Origin of the sequence: Algisphaera agarilytica (assembly GCF_014207595.1) — a bacterium.
In the GTDB taxonomy this organism is placed as follows: domain Bacteria; phylum Planctomycetota; class Phycisphaerae; order Phycisphaerales; family Phycisphaeraceae; genus Algisphaera; species Algisphaera agarilytica.
In genome coordinates this window covers 3,796,793-3,818,183 of the sequence record NZ_JACHGY010000001.1, presented here as the reverse complement: position 1 = coordinate 3,818,183, position 21,391 = coordinate 3,796,793, and the positions used below count along the sequence as shown (strand labels likewise).

Below are 21,391 nucleotides of genomic sequence, written 5' to 3'. Positions count from 1 at the left end.
AGCCCCTAATCCTCTGTAAAAATAAAAGTCAATAAATCGGTCAGCCGTGGGTCGTCCCTGCCCGCGGCGGGGTATGGTCTGTCGAAAAGCCCAGTCAGGTTAAAATTTCTTCCTGATGCTCTCTGCTTAATTCCTGTGATTTTGCTGAGTCTGGTGAAGTTGAATGTGCCGTGCTATTTTCAAATACGAACTTGGCCAACTTAGATTGTTCGTCAAATGCGCACTCTTCCGCAGCATTTGAGCTCATACGCAAGTGCATCCTTAAAAACACGGCGTAAAGCGTAAAGAGCAAGATTGATATCAACCAAGTTCCGTAAATATTGGCAGCGATAATGCACAATGAACAGGAGAGAAAGCAGGCGGCAGCAAGAGATCTTGAATATTCAACGTTGAATTCATTTTGGCTCAACCCATCCGCCGCCCCATCGTCAACAAGGCTAAGTCGGATAGCGGCCCGCTCTGACCAAGACAAGTCTGAGGGATCGATTGCAGTTTTGTTTAGCCAGATACGCCTTGCGGCAAGTTCCAATGTTATGTACTCAGAAGTGTCAGTCCGTGCGGAGTAAAAAAGCTTAGACCAAAACTTCTTCTCTAGGAATCGCGAAATTTTTGTTTGCGGAGGCTTGCGCCACTCTAATTTGTAGAAAACTGCTCTTGCAATTCGCGAGATAAAGTTGCCAAGAATGAGGATCACAAGGGGTAGCATCAGGCGTTCGCCTATGGTTCCCGAATTAATAATGCGAAATCCTTCGTTATAAATACTCGCTCCGCCAACTAAAAAAATGGGAGGCATCATCGAGAGCGAGCACATGATTCCGACTGCAAACTGAGTCAGCCAGCCGGATGGTCGCTTGTTGTTGAGTGTTGATGCTATATCCACGGGATAATTCCGAAGGAACGGTAAAAATTAGTCGGCGTATTCGGTCAGTGCTTTGGCCGTCGCGGTCACGAACCAGTGGGCTCGGGGGGTGGCGAGGCTGATGTAGTCGTGGGTGGCCAGGGCGCGGAGGTCGTTGCGGTCGATGTCGGCGGAGATCACGTGGTCGTCGCCGCCGGTGCGTGACTTGGCAGACAAGCCTTGGCCGGGTTGGAACACCATGCGGGGGTCGAACTGGCCGGACATCTGGGCCTCACAAATCTGGGTGAGGTGGGCGGCGAGTTCGGATTCGAGTGATTCAAAAGGCATGGTTCGTTGATCCGTTAGCCCCGGGCTCTGCCCGGGGGCGGTTGGAATGAGACAGACGCATCGTCCCCCGGCAGAGCCGGGGGCTAATGGGAGTCAATCCACTTTCGGGAGGACGAGGCCGGTCTGGTCCTGGTACTTGCCGGACTTGTCGGCGTAGGATTGGGCACAGACGCGCTCGGCCTTGAGGAAGATCATCTGGGCGATGCCCTCGTTGGCGTAGATCTTCGCGGGCAGCGGTGTGGTGTTGCTGATCTCGATGGTGACCTTGCCGCGCCATTCGGGCTCGAGCGGGGTCACGTTGACGATGATGCCGCAGCGGGCGTAGGTGCTCTTGCCCACGCAGATCACCAGCACGTCACGCGGGATGTCGAACTCTTCGACGGTCTCGCAGAGGGCGAAGCTGTTAGGCGGGATGATGACGTGGTCGCGGTTGGTGTCCTGGGTGTCGACGGTGACGAAGTTGCGGTCGTCGAACTGCTTGGGATCGACGATGGACTGGCCGCCGTCGGTCGGGGCGTTGGTGAAGATCTTGAAGAGGGTGCCGACGCGGACGTCGTAGCCGTAGGACGAGACGCCGTAGCTGATCTTCCCCGGACGCTTCACGGCGTCTTCGAAGGGCTCGATCGGGACCAGTTCACGGATTTGGCTGTCACAAAGTACGGGCATGGGTTACGGTCTTCCTTGGGATTCCCCTGAGTGAGCACGGGCAGGCGTGCGAGCGATTCGAGATTCGGCGGCGACATTCCTTCCGACAGTCGGCTGCCGGTTGAAGCGGAATACGGGATTCGCAAATCCACCTAAACATTGGCCTTCTCACGCCAACCAAATACCGTCCATACGGCGTATGTTGGCGTCCCTTGAGATGGCCTTACGTTGGACGCCCCTAGCGTCCAAAGCTCAGCAGATTGGCTGAGCGGCGACCATCATAACCACTATATCTTGCGATCTCAACCGATTTCTTCACTAAACCTAGTGATTATTTATAGTCGTTTTCCTTAAGCGCCATGAACTCAAGCGCTTAACGGGATTCACTTTTTTCTAGTGGTTTGGTTTATGGTAGGCGTTTTCGGGTGGGATGACAGGGTAGCGACACCACGGGACAGGTTTTCCACAGCCAAGGCTCGATATGAGTGGGGTGTGAGGCCCGGATGAGCAGCGGATTAGCGTGCGATTACCCCAAGATGTGGGGGTGCAATCACGGCCCGGAAACGCGGTTGAGGGGTCCCAGTCGGGTTAGAGATCGGCAAGGATGCCCGAAAGCTCGGCCAACACCTCATCCACCGTGCGATCGGCCTTGGCCCCGGCGGCACGGGCGTGCCCGCCGCCGCCGAACCGGCTGGCGAGGTCAGCGACGTTGATCGCGCTGTCGTCGGTGGTGTGCTTCGAGCGGAAGCTCATCCGGGTCTGGGGCTGGCCGTCGGCGGTCTGGGCCTCGGTGACGACCACAAACACCTGGAGCGCCCCCACCATCTGCGGGGTGTCGATCAGGCGTTCGGTCTCTTCGGGCCGGGCACCGGTGTCGATGAAGTCCTGCTGGCGTAGGACCATGACCGCCGCGGTGCCGTGGGCGTGGAAGGTCATGTTCTGTAGGGCGCGGGTGAGCAGGGCCAGTTTTTCGGGCCGTTCGCCCTGCTCCAGGCGGGAGTAGAGGTCGGCGTGGTCGACACCCTGGCGGATGAGCTTGGCGGCGAGCTCGTGGGTCTGGGGCCGGACGTTGGAGAAGCGGAACCAGCCGGTGTCGGAGGCGATGCCGACAAACAGCGCCTCGCGGATGGTCTGGGGCAGCGGGGTGTAGCCCGCGATGTCTGTGTCACGCCTTCCGGTGGCGGGGCCGCCCTGCGGGGGCACGCACGCGGGGATCAGCAGCTCGATCAGCTCGGCGAGGATCTCGCAGGCCGCCGCGGCGTCGCCGACGACGTGGCGGTGCTGGGCCTCGATATCGCCCGAGAGGTGGTGGTCGAGGATGACGGTGCGGTCCAGATGCGGCTCGACGAATCCGCGGAGCGGGCCGACCTGGGACCAGGCGCCGGTGTCGACGACGACGAACAGCTCGGGCTCGAATGGCAGGCTATACCCCTCGTCCCAGACGTCTGCGAGTTCGGCCCCGTGGAGTTTGCCCAGGGCTTCGGGGACGGGCGGGACGAACACGCCGCGGGCGGTCTTGCCCAGTTTTTGGAGGGTGGCGACCAGCGAGACGACCGAGCCGAAGGCGTCGCCGTCGGGCTTGGCGTGGGTGAGCACCATGATCGGGCCCTCGGTCTGCCGGAAGAGGTCGGCGACCTGGGAAAGTTCGAGCGTGGGCTGGGTGTACGTTGCTAAGTTCAAGCCTTGACCTTGAAAGGATACGAAGAAGATTCGGCGGCGATCGGCATCATCGTCCCCGCGGCGTGCCACTGCCGGGTCTGCTCGATATCTCGGAGTAGCTGCTCACGCAGCGCCTCCACTCCCGGGAAAGGGTACTGGTCGCGGACCCAGCGGGCAACGTGCAGCGTCAGCTTTTTCCCATACAGATCGAAGGCTTCGAGCGGCGTGGGCGTGTCCAGCAGGTGGGCCTCGACCGTGAGCTCCTTGCGGCCGAACGTCGGCTTCACTCCGATGGAGATCGCCGCGGCATAGGCCTGAATCTCGTTACCGTCCGAAACGCCCGGGACCTCGGCGACCCCGGCGTAGACGCCGTCGGCGGGCACGATGAACGGAGCGATCTGCTGCGGGTCGAGGTTCGCGGTGGGGATACCGAGCTGTCGGCCACGCTGCTCGCCCTTGACCACCTCCGCCGTGAGACTGAAGGGTTGGCCCAGGCACGCCGCGGCATCGGCCACCCGCCCCCGCCCCACCAACCATCGCACTAGCGAACTGCTCACGGGCGCGAGCTGCAGGTCTGAAAGCGGGGCTTCCACGCGGGGGACCAAGACCGCCTCGAAGTCGTGCTGCTTGCCAAGCTCGGCGAGCTTCTGCATGTCGCCCTCACGGCCCTTGCCGAAGCGGAAGTCGGGGCCCTCGACGATCGCCACGGGGTGATGCTCCTCGACCAGCCCGGTCATGAACTGCTCGGCGGACTGCGCCAACAGCTCGGGGGTCGGCCGCAGCACCTGCACCTGGTCTGCCCCGCCCCGCTTCAGCCGAGCGATCCGTTGATCGATCGGCACGAGCATCGGCGGCTCCTGCCCGGGGCGTAGCACCTGGATGGGCGGAGGGTCAAACGTGATCGCGACCACCCGGGCCCCGTGCGGCTCGGCCAGGCTGCGGGCCTTATTCAGGATGGCCAGGTGGCCGACGTGCGGGCCGTCGAAGTTGCCGAGGGTCAGAACGGTGCGGTCGGACATGGTGATATCCTGCGGCGAATCCGGGGCCAGCTAGCTCAAACCCCCGCGGTTTGCTTCGGGGCGGCGTAGCGGAGGACTTCTTCGACGTTTGTCTGCGAGCCGATAATGAAGGGCACGCGTTCGTGGACGTCGGTGGGCTTGATGTCCATGATGCGCTGGTCCCCCGCGGTGGCGAGGCCGCCCGCCTGCTCGGCGATGAACGCCAGGGGGTTGCATTCGTACATCAGACGCAGCTTGCCCTGCGGGTCGTTGCTCGTGGGCGGGTACATGTAGACGCCGCCCTTGATCAGGATGCGGTGGAAGTCCGCGACGAGCGAGCCGACGTAGCGCGACGAGTAGATCGGCGAATCCTGCAGCTTGACCCAGTCGAGGTACCGGCGGTAGCCCTCGGGGAACGTGTGGCTGTAGGCCTCGTTCACCGAGTACTGCGGGGCGTGCTTGGGCATCTGGATATTTTCGCGGGTCAGCAGGTACGTGCCGAACTGCGGGTCTAGGGTGAACATGTGCGTGCCGCTGCCCGCGGTGTAGACCAGCACGGTCGAGCTGCCGTAGAGCACGTAGCCCGCGGCGACCTGTTTCGCACCGGGCTGCAGGACCGATTGCTCGGCCCCGACCACGGCGGGCGGGTTCTTGAACACGGTGAAGATCGTGCCGACCGACACGTTGACGTCGATGTTGGACGAGCCGTCGAGCGGGTCGAACATGACGATGTAGCTGTCTTCTTCGTCGACCTCCTGGAGGACCCGGGGCTCGTTGTCTTCTTCGGAGGCGATGATGCCGACGTTGCCGCGGTAGCCCAGGGTACGCTTGAGCGCGTCGTTGGCCATGATGTCGAGTTTCTTGACGACCTCGCCCTGGACGTTGGTGGTGCCGTGCTCGCCCCAGACGTCGATCAGGCCCGCCCGGCGGATGTAGCTGCCGATCATGCGGGTCGCCAGCGCCACGCCGGACATCATCCACGAGAACCGCCCGGACACGCCGGGGTATTTCTTCTGCTCGTCCTGGATGAACTGGGTGAAAGTGACGAAGTCGCCGTCTTTTTTGATTGCCATGCGTAAACCTGAAAGGGGGTGGTAAGCGGGCCTTGCTTGGGTTGTCTCAGCGCAGTGTAGCCCGTTCCCAGGGGCGGGAGGTGGCGGGTTGCAGACAAAATGATGGTGAAGTTATTAAGCGGTGCTTAGCCGTAAACGACTTCGCGGACCTCGTGGCGGTGCTGCTCGAACCACTCGATGGTGCGGGCCAGGCCTTCTTCGAAGCCGACCTGGGCCTTCCAGCCCATCAGGTTCTCGGCCTTGGAGGTGTCCAGGCAACGGCGGGGTTGGCCATCCGGTTTGGTGCTGTCCCAGACGATGTCGCCTTCGAACTTGCTCAGGCGGGCGATGAGCTCAACGAGGTCCTTGATCTTGATCTCGTTGCCCGTGCCGAGGTTGATCGGCGTGGGGTCGTCCATCGACTCGGTCGCCACGACGATGCCCTCGGCCGCGTCCTCAGCAAACAGGAACTCACGCGAAGCGCTACCGGTGCCCCAGCAGGTGATGTTGGCGTCGCCGTTGTCACGGGCCTCGACGCATTTGCGGATCAGCGCGGGGATGACGTGGCTGGTTTCGAGGTCGAAGTTGTCGTGCGGGCCGTAGAGGTTGACCGGGACGACGACGCTGCTGTCCAGGCCGTACTCCCGCTTGTAGCCGTCGAGCATGACGAACAGCGCTTTTTTGGCGACGCCGTAGGGCGCGTTGGTCTCTTCGGGGAAGCCGTTCCAGATGTCCTGCTCGTTGAACGGGACCGGGGCGAACTTGGGGTAAGCACACACGGTGCCGGTCTGCAGGAACTTCTTGATACCCCGGCGACGGCCGTGCTCAATCAGGTGCATGCCCATCGCGGCGTTGGCAAAGAAGAACCGCCCGGGGTGCATCTGGTTCGCACCGATGCCGCCGACCTCGGCCGCGAGGTGGATCACAACGTCGGGGTTGGCGTCGTCGTACAGCCGCACGACGTCCGCCTCTTGGGTTAGATCGTAGTCCTTGCGGCGTGGGATAAAGATCTGCTCATCTGTGACGCCGCGCGACTTCAACGCCTCGACGACAAATCGTCCGAGGAAGCCCGCCCCGCCGGTCACGACGATCCGGTGGTCCTTCAACTGAATCATTTTTAGTGCCTCACGCCTTCAACGCCCGCAACTTCATGGCCCGCGTCGATCAGGGTCTTCTCGCGAGCGGCCAGCTCCATGTCGGCGTCGACCATCATGTCGACCAGGCCTTCGAAGGTGACACGCGGCTCCCAGCCGAGCTGACGCTTGGCCTTGCTCGGGTCGCCCCAGAGCAGATCGACCTCGGCGGGCCGGTAGTAGCGGGGGTCGATCTCGACGTAGTCGTTGTAGTCCAGGCCGACACGTCCGAACGCACGCTCGCAGAACTGGCGGACGGTGTGCGTTTCGCCGGTGGCGACGACGTAGTCATCCGGGGTGTCCTGCTGCAGCATGAGCCACATCTGCTCGACGTAGTCGCCAGCAAAGCCCCAGTCGCGCTTGGCGTCGAGGTTGCCCATGAACAGCTTGTCTTGCAGGCCGTGCTTGATCCGGCCGACGGCGCGGGTGATCTTTCGGGTGACGAAGGTTTCGCCGCGGCGGGGCGACTCGTGGTTGAACAGGATGCCGCAGGAGGCGTGCATGTCGTACGACTCGCGGTAGTTGATCGTGATCCAGTGGCCGTAGAGCTTGGCGACGCCGTAGGGCGAACGCGGGTGGAACGGGGTCTCTTCGGACTGGGGCGCGGTCTCGGGCATGCCGCCGAACATCTCGGAGGTCGACGCCTGGTAGTAGCGGACCTGGGTCTCGAATTCGTCCTGGTACTGGCGGACGGCCTCGAGCAGGTTGATCGTGCCGGCCCCGGTGGCCTCGGCGGTGTAGATCGGCTGGTCGAAGCTCACGCGGACGTGGCTCTGGGCACCCAGGTTGTACACCTCGGTGGGCTTGGCGGCCCGCAGGACCTTGTACAGGCTGTTGGCGTCGGTGAGGTCGGCGTAGTGCAGCTTCAGGCTGGGCCCGTCGTCGTGCGGGTCGGTGTAGATGTGGTCGATCCGGTCGGTGTTGAACGTCGAAGCCCGACGGATGATGCCGTGGACGTCGTAGCCCTTTTCGAGCAAAAATTCGGCAAGATACGAGCCATCCTGGCCGGTAATCCCGGTGATCAGGGCGCATTTAGATTCATTAGCCAAAACAATTCTCCGACGGGCAGCAAGGGCAGCGATAATTTAGGCAGTTTACGTCAAACCGCTCGGTGCGAGGCCCCCTTCGTTCCTCCAAGCAAGACGAGATTGTATCTCGGTCGGTTCGATTGTGTTCGATACCGACCCTACAGTCTGACTCAAGAACCGCCGCAATACCACCCCTCAGAGTAAAAAATATGTCAGAACTCATCGAAATCCGGCAGACCGCCCCGGCATTCAATCTCAAGGACCAGGATGACCAATCCCACCGGCTTTCGAGCTCTAAGGGAAAATGGGTAGTTCTCTATTTCTACCCCAAGGACAGCACCCCGGGCTGTACCAAAGAAGCCTGTGCGTTCAGAGATGCCGCTGCGGACTTGCAGAAGGCCGGGGCCGTCGTATTCGGCGTCAGCCCGGACGATGTGAAGTCCCACGCGAAGTTCGCCGCCAAGCAGGAATTGAACTTCCCACTCCTGGCCGATCCCGATCAGGCCATCTGTACCAAATATGGCGTCTGGCAGGAAAAATCCATGTACGGCAAGAAGTACATGGGCGTGGTCCGAACCACCTACCTCATCGACCCCAAAGGCAAAGTCGCTCACCGCTGGGACAAGGTGAAAGTGCCCGGCCACGTCGAGGCGGTTCTCGAAGCTCTCGAAGAACACACTAAGTAATCATCCTGCCCTAACGTCCACAGTTAAATTGCAATAAATATGTATTTAGGCCCCTTAGGGCCTAGATATATTTTTTCGCTATCGATATGTTGGGCGTAACGAATTAATCGTTGTCCGATTCTGCGATCCGCTTTACGCCAACCCTTGTGTTGGTCCCGCCTGGCTCCCGCAGAACATGAGTATGGGACGGTTGAATCGAACCCCTGAAGCCTGCCCACCCCTATTCCCGGATTGATTCTGATTATGAGCGCCACCAAACCCGCAGCACGCAAGACGACCGCCAAGAAAACCGCCACGAAGCCCCGCGCTAAGGCCTCGGCATCCAAGCCCAAGAAGGCTGCGAAGTCGAAAACGGTGGCTCCCAAGAAGGTGGTCGAGGTCCAAGCGGTCGCCGAGCCCGCCGAGGTTCAGCCCCAGGCCCCGGTCGTCACCGATGAGCAGATCGGGAAGCGGGCCTACGAGATCTGGCTTGAAAAAGGCCGACCCTACGGCCAGGAACAGGCCAACTGGGATCAGGCCGTCGCCGAACTCCGCGGCTGAGCGTTCAGCCTCTAACGAATCAGGTCCAGCACCACCGAAGCATCCGACAGGTCGTCGGCCACGATGTCGGCCCCAGCCTCGGTGAGTTGCTGCCGATCAAACCGCCCCGTCGCCACCGCGAGCGCGACGCAGCCGTGGGCGTGGGCACAGTCAATATCGTGAGGCGTATCGCCGATGACCACCACCCGAGCCGGGTCGGGCGCGTGGCAGTGTTCTGCCTCGTAGCGCTGCAGAGCAATCTCCGTGAGGCCCGGGCGGGTCGGGGCCTCATCGCCAAAGACCGAAACCGTGAATAACCCAGGGTCGAACCCGGCCGCCCGGAGTTTCACCCGAGCCGCCCCGCCGTAGTTGCCCGTGAGGCAGCCGAGCACCGGGGCGTCGCCGTTACGGTCCGCTACAAGCTGGGCAAGCTCGGCCATCAGGTCGAGGGTGCCCGGGAGCGAGCGGAGTTGGGTATCCACGGATGCCAGAACCCTGTCGAGTGCTTCGATGTACGCGTCCCGCAGCCGGTCATGATCGCTCGGCCCCGGATCAAATCCGCTCTTCCGTGCCGCCTCGGCGAAAAGCGAGGGGTCGAGCCGTCCCGCGGTGTCGATGCCTTCGAACGAGAGTTGGCCGTCGAACAGTTCCGCCGCAGTGTCGTGTAGCACCCGCAATCCAGACCCGCCGGTGTCCACAAGCGTCCCGTCGATGTCGAACAACAGCATGGTGCGGGGCATGGCGGGGCTTTCCTGAAGTCGTTCAGCTACGTTCGGCTGGGGCGGACCGCCCAGTGCATCTTGTGCGACAGCGTGTTCCAGTAGGTGCGGTTGGGGTTCTGGAACAACTGTAGGCGGTTGGGGTGCCGCTGGATTCGGACCTGTTGGCCTTCCTGAATGCTGGTCGATTGCTGGCCGTCGATCACCAGCGTCGTCCCTTCGTTCGCCCGGTTCATGGTGATCCAAACATCACAGTCCGCCCCAAACACGATCGGGCGGAACGCGATCGACTGCGGCGCGATCGCCGAGACGACCATCGCGTCGACGCCGGGCGAGACGATCGGCCCGCCCACGCTGAGGTTGTACGCCGTGGACCCCGAGGCCGTCGCCACGATGATCCCGTCGCCGCCGAACGTCAGCGCCGAGCGCTGCGAGACGTCTGGCTCGATCGCCAGGTCCATCTCGATCATCCGGAACGGCGGGCCCGCGGTGATCACCGCGTCGTTCATCGCCGTGTACGAATACTCCGGCTCGACATCCTTGCCGTCCCACTTGGGCGTGTCCATGGGCATGACGTCCACGTCGAGCATCACCCGCTGGGTCTGGACGCAGGTGCCCGAAGCGATCGCGTCCCAGTGGGCCTTGACGTCTTCGATCTCGAAATCCGCGAGGAAGCCGACCTTGCCGAAGTTCACCCCCAGCAGCGGCACGCCCCGATCGACCATCACCCGGGCTTGGGACAGGAACGTACCGTCGCCGCCCAGCACAAACGTCAGGTCGCACTCGGGGGGCTCGACGTCGAATCCGTCTCGAGTCTCCCAGGTGTCCATCACCGCCACGACCTCGGCGCGTTCTCGCAGCCACGGGCCGAACTCCTCGATGGCCCGGAGCACCGGCTCCTTTTTCATGTTCGCCAGAATCAAGATGCGGGGACGCGTGGGCATGGCAGTAGTGTACGGGATAAAAAAGCAGGAAAACATGAGAGCAGGAAGGTGGAAAATCGGAAAAAACCAAAGCCCTCCGCCCCACTACCCGATGACCCTATCACGCGTATGATTTCTGTTTCGCTGCTTTCCTGATTTTCTGCTTTTCCCATGCAAGCCCTCGTCTTCGACGGAACTCAGCCGATTCTCGAACCCCGCCGCGACGAACCCGTTGCGCCGCCGGGCGAGTGTCTGATCCGCCCAACTCGGCTGGGCATCTGCTCGACCGATCTGGAGATCTGCCGCGGCTACATGGGGTTCACCGGCGTACTGGGCCACGAGTTTGTGGGCGTGGTCGAAGTCGTCGCCGAGAAGAAGCACGCCGACTGGATCGGCAAGCGGGTGGTGGGCAACATCAACTGCGTGCGTTCGATCTGCGACCTCTGCAAGGCGGGGCTCCGCGATCACGCTCGGGACCGCAGCGTGCTGGGCATCTTCGAGCGGGACGGGTGTTTTTCTGATTTGTTCGCGTTGCCGGTCGAGAACCTTTACGAGGTGCCGGACAATGTCAGCGACGACCACGCGGTGTTCACCGAGCCGTTGGCGGCGGCGTTCCAGATTCTGCGTCAGCTCACCGTTGAAGGCCGGCCGTTCATCACCGTGCTCGGTGACGGTCGGCTGGGGTTGCTGGTCGCCCAGGTCGTGAACCAGCTCAACGCCACCGTCCGCGTCGTGGGTAAACACGAAGACAAGCTCGCCCGCTGTGAAAAGTGGGGTATCAAGCACCGCCTGCTCGGCGACGTCGGATTGCGTCAAGACCAGGACATCGTGATCGATTGCACGGGTTCGCCCCGCGGCCTCGAGACGGCCATGCAGATGGTGCGTCCACGCGGTACGATCGTGATGAAAACCACGACCACCCCGCCCGCTCAGGACGAGCCGCACATCGACCTCAGCCCGCTGGTGATCCACGAGATCAACCTCATCGGCTCGCGCTGCGGCCCGTTCCCCGATGCGCTCGAGGCGCTGAGTGCCCAGACAATCGACGTCGATAGCCTCATCAGTAAACGCATGAAACTCGCTGATGGCGTCGCCGCCCTCAAGGCCGCCACCCGTTCCGACACGATCAAGATCCTACTCGAGCCCTAACCCCTCCCCCGCCGGGGGAGGTGGCCCGCGAAGCGGGTCGGAGGGGGCTCTGCCCATATCTCTGCGGCAGAGGACTCACATTCCCCCTCAGCCGCCTTCGGCGACAGCTCCCCCGAGGGGGGAGCGGGTTTCTCACTCCACCACCGCGATCCCGTCGTGGAACTTCACCCTTCCCTCGGCAAACGCCGCGACCGCTTCGGGGTACGCCAAACACTCCTGCTCGAACACCCGCGCTGCCAGCGCGTCCGCGTCGTCCCCGGGCAGCACCGGGCAGGTCTTCTGCACCAGGATCGGGCCGGTGTCGTAGGTGTTGTCTGCGATATGAACCGTGCAGCCCGAGACCTTGGCCCCGGCATTGAGCACGGCTTCGTGGACGTGTCGGCCGTGCATGCCCTTGCCGCCGAACGCGGGCAGCAGCGACGGGTGGATGTTCATCACCCGGCCCTCGAAGTCTTCGGGGATCGAAAGCAGACTCAGAAAACCGGCCAGACACACAAGTTCACACCCCGCTTCACGCACCCGGTCGAAAATCGCTTGTGAAAACGCCGCGGTGTCGTCGTGGCCCTTCCGGCGGATCACCGGGCACGGCAGGCCCAACCCCTCGGCTCGCTCTATCCCCTTGGCCGCCGAGGTGTCGTTCGATGCGACGACGAGTTTGATCTGCGCGTTGAGCGTGCCCGCCTCGATCTGCTTGGCGAGGTTGAGCATGGTCGTGCCGCCGCCGCTGAGCAGGACCGCGATCGGCAGGGGTTTCGGAGATGAGTCGTCGCTTGCCATCGGGGTAACATACCCCGCGATGACTGACCGCGTCACACGACTGGCCCCCTCGCCCACCGGGGCGCTGCACCTGGGCAACATGCGCACGTTCCTGATCAACTGGGCCGCCGCCCGGCAGAACGGCTGGGCCATCGTCATGCGCATCGAAGACCTCGACGGCCCACGGGTCAAACCCGAGGCCTCGCAGCAGGCCATCGACATCCTCGACTGGTTGGGGATGGATTGGGACGGTGAGGCGATTTTCCAATCCCACGACCTGTCTCGCTATGAAGAAGCTTTAGGAGCGCTAAGCCGTAAGCGGCTGACCTACCGCTGTCCCGCGACGCGCAGCGAGATTCTTGCTGCGGCCTCAGCCCCCCACGTCGACGACCACGAGCAGCGCTACCCCGGGCTCTACCGGCCGGAGAACCGCCCCGCCGACGCCCCGCCGATCCCCGAGGAAGCCGACACCGCGATACGTGTGATCGTCCCCGAGGGCGAGATCACATTTGTCGACGAGCTGCACGGCCCTCAGGCTGTGGATGTTCAGCAACAGGTCGGCGACTTCATTGTCCAGACCAAAGCGGGCCTGCCGTCCTACCAACTCGCCGTGGTGGTCGACGACGACCACCAAGGCGTGACCGACATCGTCCGCGGCGACGACCTGCTGCGTTCCACGGCCCGTCAGGTCTTTCTCCAGGACGCACTGGGCTTGTCGCCCCGCCCCCGCTACTACCATGTCCCGCTCGTGCTCGGCGAAGACGGGCACCGCCTGGCCAAACGACACGGCGACACCCGTACCGCGATGTACCGCGAACAGGGCGTCCGCCCCGAGCGGATCGTCGGCCTGCTCGCGTGGTGGTGCGGACTCACCGACACCCGCGAAGAACTTGCCGCCGACGAATTCCTCCGCACGTTCGACTGGGCCAAACTCTCTCCCGACCCCATTATCTTTACCCCGGATGACCACCAATGGCTGATGCAAAACACCTGAACTCATCCCGATGGGCGTTTGCCCCTGCCGCGCTTGCGCTGGTGCTGCTCGCGTTGATACTTGGAGGCTGCGCCAACGACACGGCCAGCGGCGGGGTGCAGCGGGTCGAGATCAAAGGCGAGGTCTTCAAGCTGGAGCTCGCGATGGATCAGGACAGCCGAGTCCAGGGCCTCAGCGACCGCGATTTCATCGCCCCCGACGGCGGGATGTTGTTTGTGTTTCCCTACGAAGCGGACCGGACGTTTGTGATGCGCCGATGCTTGGTGCCGATCGACATCATGTACCTCGACCCGAAGGGCGTTGTGCTGAACACTCACGCGATGCAGATCGAGCCGCCCGGCACCCCGGAACAAGACCTCAAGGGCTACCGCAGCGAAGGGAAGTCCGCGTTGGTTATCGAATTGGCGGGCGGAACGGTGGAGCGTTTGGGGGTTAAGAAGGGTGATCAGATCGATCTGCCGATCTTGGAGCTTAAGCGCCGGGCTCAGTAAGTCGATGTTTCCCGGGAAGACTCTTTCCTTTTTCTAGGAAATGCCTGGGCATGCTCGGATCAACCTTACTGGTCGTGGCGGATACGGAAGACGGCGGCGTGCGAGGACTGGCCGCGGCCCAGGCGTTGATCGAGGCGCTGGGCGAAAACGAACGGCCGACCCTTCAGACCGTGAACGCGTTGGCCGTGATCTCCGGCGAATTCGAGCTTACCGGGCGGATGCTGGCGTGGGTCTGGCTCGAAAGCGCAGACGCCGACTCGCACGAGTTTGCGCTCTGCTCAGAGTTTCAAGAGAAGAACATCCCGGTGTTGGTCTCTCGGTCCGGCATGAGCGAACCGCTGGGAACCGCGCTGGACAACGGCGTGGTGGCGTGTCCCATGGATGCGTCTACGCCAGAGGTCAAGCTGGTCATCTCCGGCCTGAGCGCCCAGATGTCGACCGTCCACGCGCTATCGATCGAATCCCGCATGCTGCAAGCCCAGAGCAAGGGCATGGCTGGGCAGTTCGACAAGATCGACGAAGAACTGCGGATGGCGGTGAAGATCCAGCGTGAATTCCTCCCCAAGCAGCTCCCGGACCTCGATGGCGTGGGGTTCGATGTGATGTGGCGTCCCGCGTCTTACGTCAGCGGCGATATCTACGACGTGGAGCGTCTGGATGAGCACCACGTGGGCGTATTCATCGCCGACGCGGTCGGGCACGGCGTTCCCGCGGCGCTGGTTTCGATCTTTATCAAGCAGTCGATCCAGACCCGTCAGATCACGCCCGGCATCGGCCCGGGTTACCGCATCTTGCCCCCCGGCGAAGCGCTTTCCACGCTCAACAAAGCCATGATCGAACTTGACGCGGGCAGCGCCAGCCTCGGCACTGCGGCCTACGGCGTCATTGACACGCGGACCCAACGTCTGACCATCGCCCGCGCCGGGCACCCCGCCCCGCTGCTGCTTCGCGGCGACGGCCAGACCCAATGGCTTGAACCCGACGGCGCGATGCTGGGGATCTTCGAAGAAGAAGTGTTCGAGGAGCTTGTGATCGACCTGGAAGACGGTGATCGGTTCCTGTTGTATTCAGACGGGTTCGAGGTCGCCTTCCCGGGCCGCGGCGAAAAGGGACGGCTGGCCAACGAGCACTACACCAAAGAGTTTGAGGGCCTCCGCAAGGGGAGCGGCCAACAGGCGTTGGATTTCCTCCAAAGCCGACTCGACCTGCAATCCGGCTCATTGAATCAACGCGATGACCTGACGGTGATCTGCACCAGCGTCACGGCTAACGCGGATGTCGTGGCTCAACGAGCGGCGATGGATGCGGTTGATGCCCGCTCGGTGGCGTAAGCCCATTTCGAATCATTCAAAACCGCTTCCGGAGGCCATAATCCCTGATTTGGGCCTGATGTTTTACTTAATTGGATTAGGGAAATGCCCGATCCTCTATGGGGTGACTAATCCTCGGCGTGAGTGTCATTTCTTTGTGCCGCCGATCTGTGTGAGTGAGGATCATGATTTCAGACACGAGTGAGCCCGCGCGGCAACAGGAATCCGGAACGCCCGGAGAGCCGCAGGCCGTATTGCAACAGATCGAAGAGATCGCGCATCTTGCGGCGCAGATCAACCGCGAGAGCGAATCCGCGGCGACGGCCTCGCTGCAGCAGTACAAGCAGCTGCGGGTTCTTGAGCAGGTCATCGATGGCTTGGCCGTGCATACCGATAACGATGAACTCCTCGCCGACGCGATGGAACAGGTTGCGATGATGACCGGCAGCGCCGAGGTCTGGGTCGTTGAGGCCACCGAAGCCGGTGCGCTGGGCATGGTGCACATGCTGGGTGAAGTCGTGGTGGGCGAGTCAGATCTGCCGCTCGAGATCGCGGCATTGTGTGAGAGCGTGTTCTATCAGCAGCCCCATCCCAGTCGGCTCAGGATGACGCTGGCCGACGGCAAGACCGCCACCGCGATGCCGATCCTGATGCACCAGAGGTTCTTCGGCAGCCTGGTTTTCACCACCTCGGGGGCTTCGCCCATCAGCGATGAGCTGCGCGACCGACTCCTGCATTCGATCCTGCGTTACGTGGCGATCTCGCTGGAGAACCGCCACTTCATCGAGTCGCTCAACGAGATGATCGTTGAAGTGGTATGCGGTTTTTCCTTGGCGATCGAATCGCGTGATTCCTACACCGGCGGCCATGTCCAACGTGTGACCGCTTACGCCGTGGCGCTCGCTCAGGCCTTGGGGATGAGCGATGAAGACCAATCGATCGTTCGCCTCGGCGGGCTCCTGCACGACATCGGCAAGGTCGCGATCCCCGACGACATCCTGAACAAGGCCGAGAAGCTCACCCCCGAAGAGTTCGACATCATCAAGGTCCACCCCGTGGTCGGCCACGAAATCCTCAAGCGCATCCCCCACCTGGACCGTGCGAACCAGATCGTCCGCCACCACCACGAGCGATGGGACGGCCAGGGCTATCCCGACAAACTGGCCGGGCAACAGATTCCCGTGCTTTCCCGGGTGTTAGCGATCGCCGACTCCTACGACGCGATGACCAGTGACCGGTCGTACCGCGAAACCAAAACGCACGAAGAGGCGATGGACGAGATCCGCCAGTGTGCGGGGACTCAATTCGACCCCGAGATGGCCGAGGTGTTCTGCCGGTTCAGTGAACCGACCCTCGCCAAGGCTGGGGAGATCATGCACGAGTGGATTCAATCGAAAGACCACAGCAACGGGCTCTCGATCGATCAACTGATCGCGATGAAGAAGCCGCGTCTGCCCCAGGTGATCTGATCACTGCGGGGTGGATACGAAAGATTGATTACTTGGCGAAGCCCGCTTCGCGCAGCGTGTCCATCGTGACCTCGGTGCTGGGCTTGGCGGCCGGTGCCGCGCCCATCCGTTCCATCGCGTGGATCACGGTTTTGCTGAGGATGTCGGCCTCGAGGTTGACGCGGGTGCCTTCGCGTTGAACGCCCAGCGTGGTACGGCTGAGCGTTTCGGGAATCAGTGCCACATCGAACGTGTCTGGGGTAACCGAGGCGATGGTCAGGCTGACGCCGTCGATTGCGACCGAGCCTTTGGGCACGATGTAGCGCATCAGCTCGGCGGGCGGCCGAACGGTAGTCCGCCATTCTTCGGGGGAGTCGAGCACCTTGACGATCTCGCCGACGCCGTCGACGTGGCCCTGCATGAAATGGCCGCCCAGCGGCTGGCTGGGGGTGACGGCGGGTTCGAGGTTGACCGTGTCGCCCTCGGCCAGGTCGCCGAGTTTGGTCTTGGCCAGGGTCTCGGCGATCACGTCGAAGCCCAGCGTCTGGTCGGTGATATCCACGGCCGTGAGGCAGACGCCTGAGACGCAGATCGAGTCGCCCTGGGCCACGGGGGTGGTGTCGGGGGTGAGCCCGCCGCGGTCGATGGTGAGCCGGGCCCCGAATTCGTTGGGGGTGAGCGTACGGATAAGGCCTTGGGTTTGGACGATGCCGGTGAACATGGAAGACAGTTTAGGTATCATCCTCGATCCCCGCCCGGGCGACGCCTCGTGATCGCCCGGGTGTGTTTTGAACCCCCAGGCCCGATCGACCCACCATGAACTACCGAACCCACACCTGCGGCGAGCTCCGCGAGACCCACCTGGACCAGACCGTCACCCTCTCGGGCTGGGTCAACAACTACCGTGACCACGGCGGCGTGCGGTTCATCGACCTCCGCGACCGCGAGGGTATCACGCAGATCGTCTTCCACCCCGAGGCCGCCGACGCCCACGCCGTGGCCCAGAAGCTGCGTCGTGAGGACGTCATCACCGTCACCGGCAAGTGCATCGTCCGTGAGGGCGGCGAGAACCCCAAGCTCGCCACCGGCAAGATCGAAGTCGACGCCACCGAAGCGATCGTGCTCAACGACGCCGCGAACCCGCCCTTCATCCCCGACGAGGCCGAGAAGGTCGGCGAAGAGACCCGGCTGCGCTACCGCTACGTCGACCTGCGCCGCCCGGCGATGCAGCACATCCTCAAGACCCGCCACCGCGTGACCAAGATCACCCGCGACTACTTCGACGAGCAGGGCTTCTACGAAGTCGAGACCCCTTTCCTCTGCCGCAGCACCCCCGAGGGAGCCCGCGACTTCCTCGTGCCGTCGCGCCTGCAAGAAGGCGAGTTCTACGCCCTGCCGCAGAGCCCGCAGCTCTTCAAGCAGATCCTCATGGTCGGCGGCATCGAGAAATACATCCAGATCGCCCGCTGCTTCCGCGACGAAGACCCCCGCGCTGACCGTCAAGCCGAGTTCACCCAGGTGGACATGGAGATGGCTTTCGTCGAGCAGGAAGACGTGATGAGCGTCAACGAGGGTCTGATGCGTCGCATCTGGAAGGACGTGCTGGACATCGAGATCCCCAACCCGATCAAGCGGATGACGTACGCCGACGCGATGAACGACTACGGCAGCGACCGGCCGGACCTCCGCTTCGACATGAAGCTGATCGACGTCTCGGACCTCGCGACGCAGACCGACTTCAAGGTGTTTAGCGGCGCGGTCGAAAAAGGCGGCATCGTCAAAGCCATCCGCGTGCCCGGCGGCGCGAAGATGACCCGCAAGGAAACCGACGCCTTGGCTGAGTGGGTCAAGCAGTTCGGTGCGGGCGGCCTGCCGATCTGCAAGGTCGAGGGCGGCACGATCGCCACCGGCGTCGCCAAGTTCCTGATGCCCATCGCCGAGCCGCTGGTCGAGCGCATGGGTGCTGAGGACGGCGACCTGATCTGCTTCGGCGTCGACCCCAAGCCCGCCACGGTCCACCGCGTCCTCGGCGAACTGCGTGTGAAGTTGGCGCATGACCTCGAGATGATTGATCCCAAGCAGGCCGAGTGGCTGTGGGTCGTCGACTTCCCGATGGTCGAATGGAGCGAAGACAAGAAGCGCTGGGACAGCCTGCACCACCCCTTCACCGCCCCGAACGACGAAGACCTCGACAAGCTCGACTCGGACGACCACGACACCATCGCGTCGATCAAGTCCAAGGCTTACGACCTGGTGCTCAACGGCAGCGAGATGGGCGGCGGCTCGATCCGTATCCACCGGCCCGACGTCCAGTCCAAGGTGTTCAAGCTCCTGGGCATCGACGAGGAAGAAGCCAAGGCCAAGTTCGGCTTCCTGCTCGACGCGCTCAACTACGGCGCACCGCCCCACGGCGGCCTGGCCTTCGGCCTCGACCGTACCGTCATGCAATTGGTCGGCACGTCCAACATCCGCGACGTCATCGCCTTCCCCAAGACGCAGAACGGTGCCGACCTGATGACCGAAGCGCCCTCGCCGGTTGACGAAGAGCAGCTGAAAGAATTGAATCTACGTATCCAGCTTCCCGTCAAAGCCCCCACGGCGTAAGCAACGTTCCCGTTAGCCCCTGGCTGTGCCAGGGGTCGTCTCCACCCCGCCTCCCCCGGCAAAGCCGGGGGCTAACGGATGGCCATTTCATGTGCGGAATCGCAGGCATTGTGCGCTTCGACGACCTGCCGATCGACACCGATCGGCTCGGGGCGATGCTCGCGCACCTCAAGCACCGTGGGCCGGATGGCGACGGCATCAGCGAGCACGGGCGATGCGCGCTGGTTCACACCCGGCTGTCGATCATCGACCTGCTGTCGGGCCAACAGCCCATGCACCTGTCGGCGAGTGAGTCGATGGACGGCGACCGCCACGCTGTCCCCCGCCGCGGCTCGTCCGGCCCGCTGCACCTGGTGTTCAACGGCGAGATCTACAACCACAAAGAACTCCGCCGCAAGCTCGAGAAACGCGGACACGTCTTTGCCTCGACTCACTCCGACACCGAGGTGCTCCTCTACGGCTACCGCCAGTGGGGAGAGAACCTGCCCAAGCACCTCCACGGCATGTTCGCCTTTGCGATCTGGGATGAGGCGGACCGCCGACTCTTCATGGCAAGAGACCGTGCGGGCAAAAAACCCTTGTTCATCCGCTACTCACAGGACCAGCGAGAACTTGTCTTCGCCAGCCTGGTGGGCACCATCACCGCGGGCCTGCCCGCCGACGACAAGGCGCAGATCAAGCGTCAGGCGCTATTGAATTACCTCCGGCTGGGCTACACGTTTGGCCAATCCATGGTCGATGGGGTGAACGAATTGCCCGCGGCCCACTTCATGCGGATCGAGGCGGATGGCGAAGTCCAGATCCGCCGTTATTGGCGTCCCCCGCCGATCAGCAAACACTCCACGGCCCTAGGCGCGGTGGACGCGCTCGACGAGGTTTTGACCGAGGCGGTCGAGAAACGGCTCGAGGCCGATGTGCCGCTGGGCTGCTTCCTTTCGGGCGGGATCGATTCCTCGGTGATCGCGGCGATTGGGCAGCGGCGTCTGGGCAAACTCAAAGCGGGCAGGCTGCGGACATTCAGCGTCGCGATGCCCGATGTGCAGTACGACGAGACGCCTCACGCCATCGAGGTGGCCAATCACATCGGGGCCGAGCACACCGTGCTGCAGTGCGAGATCGGCGACGCGATGGCGGACCTCAAGCGCCTCATGGCAGTCACAGGTGAACCCACCGCCGACAGCTCGCTCCTGCCGACCCACTGGCTCTGCAAGACTGCTCGCCCCCACTGCAAGGCGGCGCTCTCGGGTGATGGGGGCGATGAACTGTTCGGCGGTTACGACCGCTACCGCGCGATGCGTCTGCTGGCGACTCACCGCGGCTGGATCAAGTCGATCCCGCGCGGCCTGCTCGGTGGCGACGCCAAGTCCTCGCGCGCACGGTTGGGGCGCCTGGTGGATGCCGCCCGTGCCGGGTCTCAGCCGAGCGAGCAGTATCAGTCGATGATCCACTTGTTCACCGACCAGGACATCGAGTCGCTTGTCCCGGGCTTGATCCAGGAGGTTGAGCCGAGCTCCGCGGGTGCGAACTTGCCCAACTGGCAGCCTTGGGACGACTTGGCCCACGCCGCGATGCGCTGGGACTTTCAGTACTACCTGCCCTTTGAGCTGCTGCGGAAAGTGGATCGGGCGGCGATGGCGGTGGCGTTGGAGGTGCGCTGCCCGATGCTGGACACGCAGGTCTGCGACCTGGCGGGCCACCTGCCCACCAAGGTGTTGATGCCCGGCGGAAAACCCAAGGCCCTGCTGCGGCAACTCGCCGGGAAGTATCTGCCCGAATCGATCTGTCGACGCCCGAAGCGGGGCTTCGCGGTGCCCATGGGCGACTGGTTGCGGGAGCGTCTGAGTGACGACCTGCACGATCATCTTTTTGACGGCAAGCTTGATGTGCTGGGCGTCGAGGCCGCGGTGAGTCGGCGGATGTTTGAAGAGCACCGCAGCGGCCAGGCCGATCACACCCACCGGTTGTTCAGCCTCTTGCAGCTTTCGCTGTGGTGCGACTGGTTCGAGACCGCCCCGCCGCCCGTGCCCCGCGTCGGGATCGACTAAAGCGTTACTCACATTTCACTGCTATGCTAAGGGGTCGGCCCGAGCC

General features: G+C 62.9%; 21 protein-coding genes. 9 read left to right on the top strand and 12 right to left on the bottom strand.

All coding sequences use genetic code 11. The features are described from left to right. Nucleotides 1–94 precede the first annotated feature (94 nt). The 8 genes from HNQ40_RS16560 to gmd all read right to left on the bottom strand — a co-directional run bounded on the left by HNQ40_RS16560 (nucleotide 95) and on the right by gmd (nucleotide 7,722). Complete coding sequence (locus HNQ40_RS16560) at nucleotides 95–880, bottom strand: hypothetical protein (RefSeq protein WP_184678929.1); 786 nt, start codon at nucleotides 878–880, stop codon at nucleotides 95–97. 27 nt (nucleotides 881–907) lie between these two features. After that, nucleotides 908–1,186: a hypothetical protein gene (locus HNQ40_RS16555; RefSeq protein ID WP_184678928.1), complete on the bottom strand. Its 279-nt coding sequence runs from the start codon at nucleotides 1,184–1,186 to the stop codon at nucleotides 908–910. A 93-nt stretch (nucleotides 1,187–1,279) separates the two neighbouring features. After that, nucleotides 1,280–1,852, bottom strand: coding sequence for a dCTP deaminase (gene dcd, locus HNQ40_RS16550; RefSeq protein WP_184678927.1), 573 nt, complete (start codon nucleotides 1,850–1,852; stop codon nucleotides 1,280–1,282). A 567-nt stretch (nucleotides 1,853–2,419) separates the two neighbouring features. Further along, nucleotides 2,420–3,511 carry a DHH family phosphoesterase gene (locus HNQ40_RS16545; RefSeq protein WP_184678926.1) on the bottom strand — a complete coding sequence of 364 codons (1,092 nt, stop codon included), beginning with the start codon at nucleotides 3,509–3,511 and terminating at the stop codon, nucleotides 2,420–2,422. Beyond that, a complete protein-coding gene (ribF, locus tag HNQ40_RS16540) occupies nucleotides 3,508–4,509 on the bottom strand; it encodes a bifunctional riboflavin kinase/FMN adenylyltransferase (RefSeq protein ID WP_184678925.1) in 1,002 nt (333 codons plus the stop codon). The genes HNQ40_RS16545 and ribF overlap by 4 nt, the downstream gene beginning before the upstream one ends. Nucleotides 4,510–4,544: 35 nt before the next feature. Next, on the bottom strand, nucleotides 4,545–5,561 hold the full coding sequence (gene fbp, locus HNQ40_RS16535) for a class 1 fructose-bisphosphatase (protein ID WP_184678924.1): 1,017 nt from the start codon (nucleotides 5,559–5,561) through the stop codon (nucleotides 4,545–4,547). Between the two features lie 125 nt (nucleotides 5,562–5,686). Further along, a complete protein-coding gene (locus tag HNQ40_RS16530) occupies nucleotides 5,687–6,655 on the bottom strand; it encodes a GDP-L-fucose synthase family protein (RefSeq protein ID WP_184678923.1) in 969 nt (322 codons plus the stop codon). Nucleotides 6,656–6,657: 2 nt separating this feature from the next. Then, complete coding sequence (gene gmd, locus HNQ40_RS16525) at nucleotides 6,658–7,722, bottom strand: GDP-mannose 4,6-dehydratase (RefSeq protein ID WP_184678922.1); 1,065 nt, start codon at nucleotides 7,720–7,722, stop codon at nucleotides 6,658–6,660. 188 nt (nucleotides 7,723–7,910) lie between these two features. Between gmd and bcp the strand changes: the two genes are divergently transcribed. Together bcp and HNQ40_RS18145 are read left to right on the top strand one after the other, a co-directional pair. Beyond that, the gene (gene bcp / locus HNQ40_RS16520) at nucleotides 7,911–8,387 is read left to right on the top strand and encodes a thioredoxin-dependent thiol peroxidase (RefSeq protein WP_184678921.1); all 477 of its coding nucleotides are present in this window, start codon (nucleotides 7,911–7,913) and stop codon (nucleotides 8,385–8,387) included. A 243-nt stretch (nucleotides 8,388–8,630) separates the two neighbouring features. Further along, the gene (locus HNQ40_RS18145; RefSeq protein WP_221435592.1) at nucleotides 8,631–8,927 is read left to right on the top strand and encodes a DUF2934 domain-containing protein; all 297 of its coding nucleotides are present in this window, start codon (nucleotides 8,631–8,633) and stop codon (nucleotides 8,925–8,927) included. An 11-nt stretch (nucleotides 8,928–8,938) separates the two neighbouring features. Here HNQ40_RS18145 and HNQ40_RS16510 read toward each other — a convergent pair whose 3' ends face one another. Continuing rightward, the gene (locus tag HNQ40_RS16510) at nucleotides 8,939–9,646 is read right to left on the bottom strand and encodes an HAD family hydrolase (protein WP_184678920.1); all 708 of its coding nucleotides are present in this window, start codon (nucleotides 9,644–9,646) and stop codon (nucleotides 8,939–8,941) included. A 26-nt stretch (nucleotides 9,647–9,672) separates the two neighbouring features. Then, nucleotides 9,673–10,569, bottom strand: coding sequence for an NAD(+)/NADH kinase (locus HNQ40_RS16505; RefSeq protein ID WP_184678919.1), 897 nt, complete (start codon nucleotides 10,567–10,569; stop codon nucleotides 9,673–9,675). 150 nt (nucleotides 10,570–10,719) lie between these two features. Between HNQ40_RS16505 and HNQ40_RS16500 the strand changes: the two genes are divergently transcribed. Then, complete coding sequence (locus HNQ40_RS16500) at nucleotides 10,720–11,697, top strand: MDR/zinc-dependent alcohol dehydrogenase-like family protein (protein ID WP_184678918.1); 978 nt, start codon at nucleotides 10,720–10,722, stop codon at nucleotides 11,695–11,697. 132 nt (nucleotides 11,698–11,829) lie between these two features. Here the strand turns inward: HNQ40_RS16500 and purN are convergent, their stop codons facing one another. Next, nucleotides 11,830–12,474, bottom strand: coding sequence for a phosphoribosylglycinamide formyltransferase (purN, locus tag HNQ40_RS16495; RefSeq protein ID WP_184678917.1), 645 nt, complete (start codon nucleotides 12,472–12,474; stop codon nucleotides 11,830–11,832). A 19-nt stretch (nucleotides 12,475–12,493) separates the two neighbouring features. Here purN and gluQRS point away from each other — a divergent pair, with 19 nt between their 5' ends. The 4 genes from gluQRS to HNQ40_RS16475 all read left to right on the top strand — a co-directional run bounded on the left by gluQRS (nucleotide 12,494) and on the right by HNQ40_RS16475 (nucleotide 16,717). After that, nucleotides 12,494–13,447, top strand: a complete 954-nt coding sequence (gluQRS, locus tag HNQ40_RS16490) for a tRNA glutamyl-Q(34) synthetase GluQRS (RefSeq protein ID WP_184678916.1) — start codon at nucleotides 12,494–12,496, stop codon at nucleotides 13,445–13,447. After that, entirely contained in the window at nucleotides 13,426–13,938 is a 513-nt protein-coding gene (locus tag HNQ40_RS16485) for a DUF192 domain-containing protein (RefSeq protein ID WP_184678915.1), read from the top strand. Before gluQRS ends, HNQ40_RS16485 begins: the two co-directional genes overlap by 22 nt. A gap of 50 nt (nucleotides 13,939–13,988) precedes the next feature. Next, nucleotides 13,989–15,269, top strand: coding sequence for a PP2C family protein-serine/threonine phosphatase (locus HNQ40_RS16480; RefSeq protein ID WP_184678914.1), 1,281 nt, complete (start codon nucleotides 13,989–13,991; stop codon nucleotides 15,267–15,269). Between the two features lie 164 nt (nucleotides 15,270–15,433). Continuing rightward, a complete protein-coding gene (locus HNQ40_RS16475) occupies nucleotides 15,434–16,717 on the top strand; it encodes an HD-GYP domain-containing protein (RefSeq protein WP_184678913.1) in 1,284 nt (427 codons plus the stop codon). A 28-nt stretch (nucleotides 16,718–16,745) separates the two neighbouring features. On the opposite strand, the gene HNQ40_RS16470 is transcribed toward HNQ40_RS16475, so the two are convergent. After that, nucleotides 16,746–17,417, bottom strand: coding sequence for a riboflavin synthase (locus HNQ40_RS16470; protein WP_184678912.1), 672 nt, complete (start codon nucleotides 17,415–17,417; stop codon nucleotides 16,746–16,748). A gap of 95 nt (nucleotides 17,418–17,512) precedes the next feature. Here HNQ40_RS16470 and aspS point away from each other — a divergent pair, with 95 nt between their 5' ends. Beyond that, complete coding sequence (gene aspS / locus HNQ40_RS16465; RefSeq protein WP_184678911.1) at nucleotides 17,513–19,300, top strand: aspartate--tRNA ligase; 1,788 nt, start codon at nucleotides 17,513–17,515, stop codon at nucleotides 19,298–19,300. An 89-nt stretch (nucleotides 19,301–19,389) separates the two neighbouring features. Next, nucleotides 19,390–21,345 carry an asparagine synthase (glutamine-hydrolyzing) gene (asnB, locus tag HNQ40_RS16460; RefSeq protein ID WP_184678910.1) on the top strand — a complete coding sequence of 652 codons (1,956 nt, stop codon included), beginning with the start codon at nucleotides 19,390–19,392 and terminating at the stop codon, nucleotides 21,343–21,345. Nucleotides 21,346–21,391 lie beyond the last annotated feature (46 nt).